Here is an 8,666-nt window from a genome sequence, read left to right as displayed (position 1 = left end):
GGCCCGAGGCGGCCATGTAGATGCCGTGCTCCTCGCGCAAGGTGGCGACCTCCTCCTTGGTGACCGGCAGCATCGAGAACAGCCCGTTCTGGTGGCCGAGCGGCGTGAGGTCGACCCGCCCCGCGCTGCCCGCCTTGGCGAGCGCATCGCGCACCTGCCGCATGCGCGCGCGCATGGTGTCGAGCTCGGCGAGCCACTGCGCGGTCATCTGCGCATCGCGCAGGATGATCCGCACCGCCGCGCCGCCGTGGTCGGGCGGCATCGACCAGCCCGCGCGCGCCAGCGCATTGGCGTTGGAGAAGGCGGTATCGAGCGCGCCCGCATCCTTCGCCAGCACGTAGAATGCGCCGACGCGGTCGCGGTACTGGCCGAAGTTCTTGTCGCAGGAATAGGCGATGAAGGCCTCGGGCACCTTGGCCAGCAGCCCGCGCATGCCTGCCGCGTCCTCTTCCATCCCGTGGCCGAGGCCCTGATAGGCGGCGTCGATGATGGGGAAGTTGCCGCTGTCGGCAAAGGCGTCGGTGATCGCGGTCCACTGGTCGGCGGTGTAATCGATCCCGGTCGGGTTGTGGCAGCAGGCGTGGAGCAGCACCGCCTCGTCCTCGCCCGCGCCATTGATCGCGGCGAGCACGGCGTCGAGGTTGGCGGTGCCATCAACGTTGGCGTGGTCGAAGGGCGCCAGCTCCATGCCGAGATCGGCGAGGATCTGCGCGTGGTTGGGCCAGCTCGGCACGCCCATGTGGACGCGCTTCACGCCCGCCTTCTGCGCGAGGCCGAGCGCGAGGCGCACCGCGCCCGTGCCGCCCGGGGTCTGCATCCCCTGAATGCGCCCGCCCATCGTCGGGTCGCCCGCGCCGAAGATATAGGGCATCAGCGCGGTGACGAAACCCATGTCGCCCTCGGGGCCGAGGTAGGACTTGCTCACCTGCGTATCGAGCAGCACCTGCTCGGCTGCCTTGATCGCGGCGAACACCGGGGTCGCGCCGTCCTCGGTGCGGTAGACACCGACGCCGAGGTCGATCTTGTCGGCGCGCGGATCGGCGGCGTGGAGGCGGATCAGGGCGAGCAGGGCGTCGGGCGCCTGGGGGCTGAGTCGGTCGATCATGCGCGAGCGCATGGCCTCCGCGCGCGCCGATCGCAACCGGCTTTCGTATGCAATGGTGGATTTACGCGCTCAGAAGGGCAGCCACTTCTGTTCCTTGGAGAACTTCATGTAGCCGGCATTGACCCCGAGCCGCAGCCCCGCGCCCACACGGATCGGGATCAGCACCACATCGCCGCGGCGCAGGTAGCTCGCGGTAAGGCCGCCGACGAAATAGGCCTGCCCCTCGCCCGACGGGAAGCGCTTGAACAGGTCCTCGGTGTCGAACAGGTTGTAGACGAGGACGAAGGTATTGCCCGCATTGGCCCCGGCATCGAAGCCGATCGAGGGGCCGGTCCAATAGACCTTCTTCTGGCCTTCGACCTTGTGGTGGAGCGTGCCCGACCCGTAGCGCGCGCCGACGATGAACGCCCCGCCCGCTTCGCGTCCGACGATGTAGCCGTTGGGCCGGCCCTGCTTCTTGAGCAGGTCCTCGATCAGCTTGGCGAGCCCTTCCGCGCCCTTGCCGAACACGCCCTCGGCCGCGCCGATCAGGTCATCCTCGCCATAGGTTTCGGCGGCGGCGACGGGGGCAGCGTCGGTCGCGGGCGGCAGGGTGTCCTGCGGCGGGAGCGGGGCGGTGTCCGAAGAGGCGGACGGCGCTGCAAGATCGCCGAAGGTGGCATCGACGCTCGGATCGGCGGGCGGCTGGCCGTCGGTGGTGGTGGTGGCGGCGGGCGGAGCCTGCGGCGCGGCGAGATCGGCGTCGATGCCGCCGTTCTGCTGGCTCCAGGCCGCATCGGGATCGACAGTCTCGAGATCCTGCGCCTGCGCCATCGCCGGAGCGGTAAGGCACAGCGCCGCGAGCGCGCCCAGCGCATGGCCTGCCATGCGGCGGCCCCAGTCAGCGAGGCGGGCTTCAGGGAAACGGGCGGTCATCATGCTCATTGTGCGACCTTTCGCATGTCAGTGTCAGCCCCGGTTTTCTGCGGATCGGAAGAGAATCGCTTCCGCCCCGCGAGGCAACCGCCCATCGCCGAGGCGAATCCGAAACGCGACGAACCGTGGCAGGGCTATTGCTGCGAGCCTGAACACGACCAGAACCGGCCAGAACCGGAACACCGCAAGCGCACCGGCGGTTTTTTCGCCAAGCCACCTTGCCGCCCGTCCAAGTGCCGACTATAGCCCCGCCCTCGCAGCCCAAGCTGTTGCCCGGAGACGTGGGTGAGTGGCTGAAACCAGTTCCCTGCTAAGGAACCGTACTCTATCAGGGTACCGAGGGTTCGAATCCCTCCGTCTCCGCCACCACCGCCTTTAACGGCTTGTTATGTCATAGAAGATTTCCCTTCTGGGGAATTGGTCCCACTCGCGGTCCCATTTTTAAGGGCCGGATATCAATAGACTATTCTGCGTTGCTGGAGTCAAATCCCGAGCCCTCGTCCCCTGCCAAGATCGATGCCATGGGTGAACGCAAGCTCCGCACCCAGCTTGCGGCCTGTGTCGTAGCCAATCCCGAGCTCGCGCTTGCGGCTTGCCAAAATTGATTCCAGCTGCGGATCGCGCTGAAGGCTCTTGGTCATGTCGCCCATGGCTGAGCGCGTTGCCCGATAGCCGGACATGTCGGCATCGCGATACTGGCGTTCGCCGGTCTTCTTGAGCTCCTGCCAGCGCGCCACGAAGCGATCGGCGCGGCGCTGCGGATCGGTGCGGAGTTCGGTCTCGAGCTGGAGCGCCTGCACAGCACGCCGGACCTGCCCGCTGCCTGCCTCGCGGGCGAGTTCCGGGTTTTTCTTGTAGGCGGCTTCGGCATCGCGCCAGCCATGCGGCCGCACTTCCTCGAATGCATCGCGGGATGAGTTGAGCTCGCGCGCTTGAGCGTGACTCCACCTTTGCCCCGCATCCTTCGTGGCGAGGATATTATCGACCGCGCGCGCATGGCGAATGAGCGCCTTGGTGCGTGCGCGGCGTAGTTCGGCCTCGGGATCTTTAACCACCTTGCGTTCCGGCACTGCCGGTTCCGGAACACCCGTCCTGGGCAAACGCAGCCCGTCAAATATACCGCGCACCTTCTCGGGCACCTTGCGGATGATTTCAGCAACCCGCTCGCGGAAGGTGATCCCGCGCCGCTCTGCAAAGGCCTGCACCGGATCGGCGTGCTGATAATCGCTGGCCATATCCTTGCCGCGCTCGCGGCTCAGAGTGCGCACAAGCCGAGCCTGATCGGCGAAGTCATCGCGGCCATAATGCAGGGCAACGCTGTCGCGATGCCGCGACAGCGCCACATAGGCCCCGTGACTGTCCATGCCCGGCGTCGCGAGCACGTGCGCCTCGTCGACGGTCATGCCCTGCGCCTTGTGGATCGTGGCGGCGTAGCCGTGATCAACATGGGCATAGTCCTTGAGGTCGAAGGCAAGGCTGCGACCGTCATCGACGCGCACGGACATGCGCTGCGGCGTGACCTCCTCGAACGTGCCGAGCGTGCCGTTCTTCACGCCGAGCTCGCGCTCATTACGCAAGAACATGATGCGGTCGCCGCTGGCAAACTGCCGCTGGCCGCGGTCAGTGCCGATGACCACATCATCCCCAAGCTCGCCAGCATCGCGCAGCCGTTCGCGTGCCGCCTCGTTGAGTGCGCGCACCTCGTCATTGGTGTGGGTGAGGATGATCCGCGTGTCGTTCGGGCTCGCCTGCCGCTCGCGATCCCAGCGCTCGATCAGCTCGCTGCGCGCCAACTCGCGCGTCTCGGCAGCATGTACCATCCCGCGCTCTTCGTAGACCGCGATGGCAAGCCCGGTCCTTCCCGTGGCAAGCTGCCGTGTGGCATCACGCTGCCAATCGTCACTCTGACGACGCACCTCGGTGATTTCGACCCCGCCATGCCGCTCATGGATCGCGCGGAAGGCTGCACCTGCTTCGATCGCCTGCAGCTGCTGCGGATCGCCGACCAGCACAACCTTTGCGCCTGCATCGGCGGCCTGGGACAGCACGCGCTCCATCTGGCGCGTGCCGACCATGCCGGCTTCGTCGATCACGAGCACATCGCGCGAGGTGAGCTGCTCGCGCCCCTCGCTCCATTGATGCTCAAGGCTGGCAATGGTGCGCGAGGCAATGCCCGAGCCGTTCTCCAGGCCCTCGGCGGCAATGCCTGACAGGGCTGCACCGCGGACATTGTAGCCCGCACTTTCCCAGGCCTCGCGCGCGACACCAAGCATCGCGCTCTTGCCCGTCCCGGCATAGCCGACCACGACGCTGAGATCACGCTCGCCGGTAACATGCTCAAACGCCGCGCGCTGCTCGCCGGAGAGAACCAGACCACGCTCTGCTGCGCGCGCCAGCGCCGCGTCCCGGCAATGCTCATTGACCGCATGCTGGCTGCGTTCGGCCATCATTTCAGACGCACGCTGCAGCCGCTGCTCGGTGTCGATCATCTGGCGGGAGGTGAACCGCTCTTCGCCGCGCCCGTCCTTGCCGAGCGCAACAAGGTCCGGCGAGCGCCGCACCGCGCTCATCACCGCATCGAACTGATCCTTCCCGTCACTGTGGCGGTGAACGAAGCGGGCAAGATCCCTATTGGTGAAGGTGGCCTGCTGGTGCGTGATCGCATCAAGCGCGACGCCCGGATCGGCAATGATCCGCGCGCCGTTCCGCTCGGCGATGGCTCGGTGTTCTTCAATCCGCTCGGCCTCAAGCCCGCGCCCCTCCATGCGCGAGGCAGCGGGGCCGATCTTGTCCTGCGGCTCCAGGCCAATGCCCTGCGCCTCAAGGCTGCGATGATCGATGCGCGCATCGATATCGAGCTCCGCCAGTCGCTGGTTGACGTGATCTGCCCAGCGCTCGCGCCACTGCTCGACAAGTTCGGTGCGGTTCCAGTCGCGGACCTTTGCGCCGAAGCCATCTGCATCGACCTCGCGCATCGTCAACATGATATGCGCATGCGGCTTGGCGAGGCCATCAGCGCCAACATCCCAGTGCACGTTGAGATCGGCAATCATGCCGCGCTCGACAAACTCGGTCTGGACAAAGTCTCGGGCAAGGGCGATGCCCTGTTCCTTGTTCAGTTCGCGCGGGATCGCAAACTCTACCTCGCGCGACAGTTGCGCGTCCTTTCGCTTCTCGGATGCCTCGACCGCGTTCCACAGTCGTTCGCGGTCGGAGAGATGCTCGGGCGCACCTTCGGGCAGCAGCACTTCGGAGTGCACGACTCCGCCCTTGTTGGTGAAGTCGTGGGTGCGATCGATCCGCTCATCGAGCAGGCGGCCTGCCGAGCGATAGGCAGCGGCAGCAACCGCGCTGCGCCCGGCCGAGCGGCTGATGACTTTCACGGAGAGATGGTAGATCGCCATAACGGCGAACCATCTACGTCACACAAGCCACGTCGGCACGACGTATAAGCGCGCCCTCACATGATAAAATCCTGTTCGGGACTACCCGGTCTCACACGGTCCCGACGACACTAAAGCATTGGACGAGCTCACCATCTACAATCAGCGCATCAACCCCAAAACGGAGAACCATGATGCGTAAGCCAAGAGATATCGATGCCGAGCTCAAGGCGCTCGCCGAGAAGACCAAGCAGCTCAAGGAACGCCGTGTGCTGCAGCTGGGCGAGCTGGTAATCGCCACCGGTGCCGACAGCATCGACGCCGAGACCCTGGCCGGTGCACTGCTGGTCATCGCCGAGACCACCGATGGCGCCAGAAAGGAGAGCTGGCGCAAACGCGGTAACGCGTTTTTTCAGAGCAAAAGCCGCAACGCTGGCAAAGGAACTGAGCGCGAGCCAAACCGCGCTGACTCGCCTGACAGCAGCGCGGCACAGGCTTGAGCTGCGCAAGGCTCGCACCGACATGCGCGACTGGCAAATCAAACGCCGCGAGCGGACAAAGCAACTGATCGAGCTCGGCGGTCTGGTCCGGAAAGCTGGGCTCATCGAACTCATCGATGATGACCGGCCTGTGCTGCTGGGCGCGTTCCTCGCCATTGCTGCCAAATTGCAGGGCGAGGAACGCGAACAGATGTTGGCCCTGTGGCGACGGCGCGGGAAGCGCGCCTTCGAACAAAGCGGATAAGAACAAAGGTGCACCGCGAGTCCCGCCCTGCTACACTCATGTGACCATGCGCACCGACCTCGATCATCTGCCTCCGCAAAAGCAGCGCGAGCTGGAGCGCGTGGTGCAGCTGATCTTCGAGGAGTTCGACGACGCCTTCGCTCTCGCCAAACACGAGTGGAAGAAGGCCGGGCGCATCCTCAAGGTCATCCTCTATGGCAGCTATGCGCGCGGCACCTGGGTCGACGAGCCGCATACCGCCAAGGGCTACCGCTCGGACTTCGATCTGCTGATCATCGTCAGCGACAAGCGGCTCACCGACCGGGTGAAGTACTGGTCCAAGCTCGATGAGCGGCTGATGCGCGAATATGGCCTTACCGGTACGCTGCGGACCCCGGTCAATTTCATCGTCCACACCCTGCAGGAGGTGAACGACGGGCTCGCCCACGGGCGCTACTTCTTCATGGACGTGAAGCAGGAAGGGATCGCGGTCTACCAGTCCGACGACACCGAACTGCACACCCCCAAGCCCAAGACACCGACACAGGCGCTGAAGATGGCTCGGGAGTATCAGAGCGAATGGCTGCCTCAATCCAATGCATTCTACAAAATGTATCGATCAGGGGTCGCTGAAGGCGACCTAAAGCAGGCGTCGTTCGTGTTGCATCAAGCTGCAGAGTCTCTTTATCACTGCGTGCTGCTCGTCTGCACCTTCTACACCCCTCACGTTCACAATCTCGGCTTCCTGCGCACTCAGGCTGAGCGGATCGATCCTCGTCTCACCTACGTCTGGCCGCGCGAGCTCAAGAAGGATCGCGCCCGGTTTGAGAAGCTCAAGGACGCCTACGTCAAGGCGCGCTACTCGAAACACTATCGCGTCACCAAAGATGAACTTGAATGGCTCGGCGCGCAGGTCGAGGAGCTTGGCCGCGTTGTCCACGAGGTCTGCTCGGAGCGTATCGACAAGCTCAAAGCCGAAGCAAAAGCGAAGCCAGACAAGGTCCGGTGACCAATTAGGGATTTTACGTCCGTTTTCGTCGATCTTGAGCCGAAAGCGGACTTCAAGCTACCGACACCAATCCGACCATCTTGGTTCTGACCGATTCCTCCAAGGGAATGCGTCAGAACCGCGCCGAAATGCCTGCATAGACCTGCAAGTCCGGTGTCGCCTGATTGAGGCCGAAGTTGCCACCAATGTCGATTTGCAGGTTGTTGTTCAACAGATGGCTGATCGCCGCATCTGCTGAGTATTGCCGCACGGTGCCAGACGGATCCCAGTTCTGCGCGGTCCACAGCTCGGCTGCGATTGTCGTGTGGGAGCCGAGCGGATAGGCGAGGTTGACTAGACCCTGGAACTCGACGTGGCGATCTTCGGGTTCCAGGCTGTCGGACAGCAGCGCAAATTGCGGCACCAAAGTTAGTGTCGCAGCCCCGACGGGAACCTGCACCGATGTCACGAGGCCGCCCTCCCATTCGCCATTGCCGATCCCGCGCTCGGCGGTCGGCACCTTAACGAAGGAGACCAAGGCGATTTGAACGCGGTCGCCGGGGTTGGTAAGGCGCTGCTTGAAGCGCACGGTCAAATCACCCACACCGCGCTGCGTAACGGTTTGTCCGGCAATGCGGTTGCGCACTTCGACCTGCGGGGCGAGGTTGAACTGGATGTCGCTGCTGTCGGTCAGGCCAAACTTCACCGTCGGGTTGGTATAGACCAGCACATCGCTGCGCTGCCCTTCCGTGTCGGATCGGGACCAGAAAATCGCATCGCTTTCCACCTGAATCATCCCCTTTGGGACGGTGCAGGTCGCGGTGCCCTTGGTAGGGCGATCCGTGCAGATCGGCGCAGGTTCCTCAATTGGCCCAGCGGGGGTATCTTGAGCGGACAGAGGTGCAGCGGCACACATCACAGCGCAGGCCGCGGCGGCAGGAGAAAACCGGAAACGCATTGTGGAAGCTCCTCATTGCGGCCTGCGCGCCGCTCGGTGCCTACGCTTTTCGTCCTGACACGCCTTAAATCGCCATGCGGAATGCCGTGCCAATGCGTGAAATCTGCGTGAAACGCTGTACCATCAGCTATCCGGCTAGGCTTATCTTCACGCAGATTTAATGCGTGAGAGCCGTTTCCCCCGGCGAGATTTCACGCAACTTTGCACCAATGGCCCTTTTGCGAAAGCGAAAGGAGCCTTCATGACCTTCGACCTTCTGCTGGCGGCGCTGGTGGCGCTGGGCCTGCTTGTTTACCTTGGCATCGTGCTGCTTCGGCCGGAGCGGTTCTGATGGCTGCCGCTGGCATGTTCGACCGCGCGCTGCTGGCTCCTGCCGCGCGCGATGCTTTCGTTAAACTCGATCCGCGCACACTGATGCGCAATCCGGTGATGTTCACCACGGCGGTTGTCGCGGCGGCGGCTACGCTGATCTTTTTGTACCACCTGTCGATGGGCAGGTACTGTAACTTGACGTCTGGAAATTCGTTTGAGGCGGGTGCGATGCGCCTCTGCTGGGGCGAGCCCCAGCAGAGGCGGTCCAATCTGGTATTCCAT

General features: G+C 64.1%; 9 protein-coding genes and 1 tRNA gene. 6 read left to right on the top strand and 4 right to left on the bottom strand.

Features of this window, described 5'->3' with window-relative positions; genetic code table 11:
• Positions 1-1,105, bottom strand: a 1,105-nt coding sequence (locus tag C0456_RS18775; RefSeq protein WP_291055536.1) for an aromatic amino acid transaminase, incomplete at its 3' end; no start/stop codon positions are given.
• 69 nt (positions 1,106-1,174) lie between these two features.
• A complete protein-coding gene (locus C0456_RS18770; RefSeq protein ID WP_291055533.1) occupies positions 1,175-2,029 on the bottom strand; it encodes a DUF1134 domain-containing protein in 855 nt (284 codons plus the stop codon).
• Positions 2,030-2,295: 266 nt separating this feature from the next.
• Here C0456_RS18770 and C0456_RS18765 point away from each other — a divergent pair.
• A tRNA-Ser gene (locus C0456_RS18765) sits at positions 2,296-2,386 on the top strand.
• Between the two features lie 116 nt (positions 2,387-2,502).
• Here C0456_RS18765 and traA read toward each other — a convergent pair.
• The gene (traA, locus tag C0456_RS18760; protein ID WP_291055530.1) at positions 2,503-5,424 is read right to left on the bottom strand and encodes a Ti-type conjugative transfer relaxase TraA; all 2,922 of its coding nucleotides are present in this window, start codon (positions 5,422-5,424) and stop codon (positions 2,503-2,505) included.
• Between the two features lie 173 nt (positions 5,425-5,597).
• Between traA and C0456_RS18755 the strand changes: the two genes are divergently transcribed.
• From C0456_RS18755 to C0456_RS18745, 3 genes are read left to right on the top strand one after another with little or no spacing between them, the layout of a single operon-like run.
• Positions 5,598-5,903, top strand: a complete 306-nt coding sequence (locus C0456_RS18755; RefSeq protein ID WP_291055527.1) for a conjugal transfer protein TraD — start codon at positions 5,598-5,600, stop codon at positions 5,901-5,903.
• Between the two features lie 22 nt (positions 5,904-5,925).
• The gene (locus C0456_RS18750) at positions 5,926-6,147 is read left to right on the top strand and encodes a conjugal transfer protein TraD (protein WP_291055524.1); all 222 of its coding nucleotides are present in this window, start codon (positions 5,926-5,928) and stop codon (positions 6,145-6,147) included.
• 46 nt (positions 6,148-6,193) lie between these two features.
• Positions 6,194-7,135, top strand: a complete 942-nt coding sequence (locus C0456_RS18745) for a HEPN domain-containing protein (protein WP_291055521.1) — start codon at positions 6,194-6,196, stop codon at positions 7,133-7,135.
• Between the two features lie 112 nt (positions 7,136-7,247).
• Here the strand turns inward: C0456_RS18745 and C0456_RS18740 are convergent, their stop codons facing one another.
• On the bottom strand, positions 7,248-8,072 hold the full coding sequence (locus tag C0456_RS18740; RefSeq protein WP_291055518.1) for a transporter: 825 nt from the start codon (positions 8,070-8,072) through the stop codon (positions 7,248-7,250).
• Between the two features lie 241 nt (positions 8,073-8,313).
• Between C0456_RS18740 and C0456_RS18735 the strand changes: the two genes are divergently transcribed.
• Both C0456_RS18735 and C0456_RS18730 read left to right on the top strand, forming a co-directional pair.
• Positions 8,314-8,403, top strand: a complete 90-nt coding sequence (locus C0456_RS18735) for a potassium-transporting ATPase subunit F (protein WP_267619191.1) — start codon at positions 8,314-8,316, stop codon at positions 8,401-8,403.
• On the top strand, positions 8,403-8,666 hold a 264-nt coding region (locus tag C0456_RS18730; protein WP_291055512.1), incomplete at its 3' end, for a hypothetical protein. The genes C0456_RS18735 and C0456_RS18730, both read left to right, overlap by 1 nt.

The sequence above is a fragment of the Hyphomonas sp. genome, assembly GCF_013823385.1.
Taxonomy (GTDB): domain Bacteria; phylum Pseudomonadota; class Alphaproteobacteria; order Caulobacterales; family Hyphomonadaceae; genus Hyphomonas.
The sequence above is the reverse complement of the archived record's forward strand: the minus strand, read 5'-3'. Positions and strand labels throughout refer to the sequence as shown.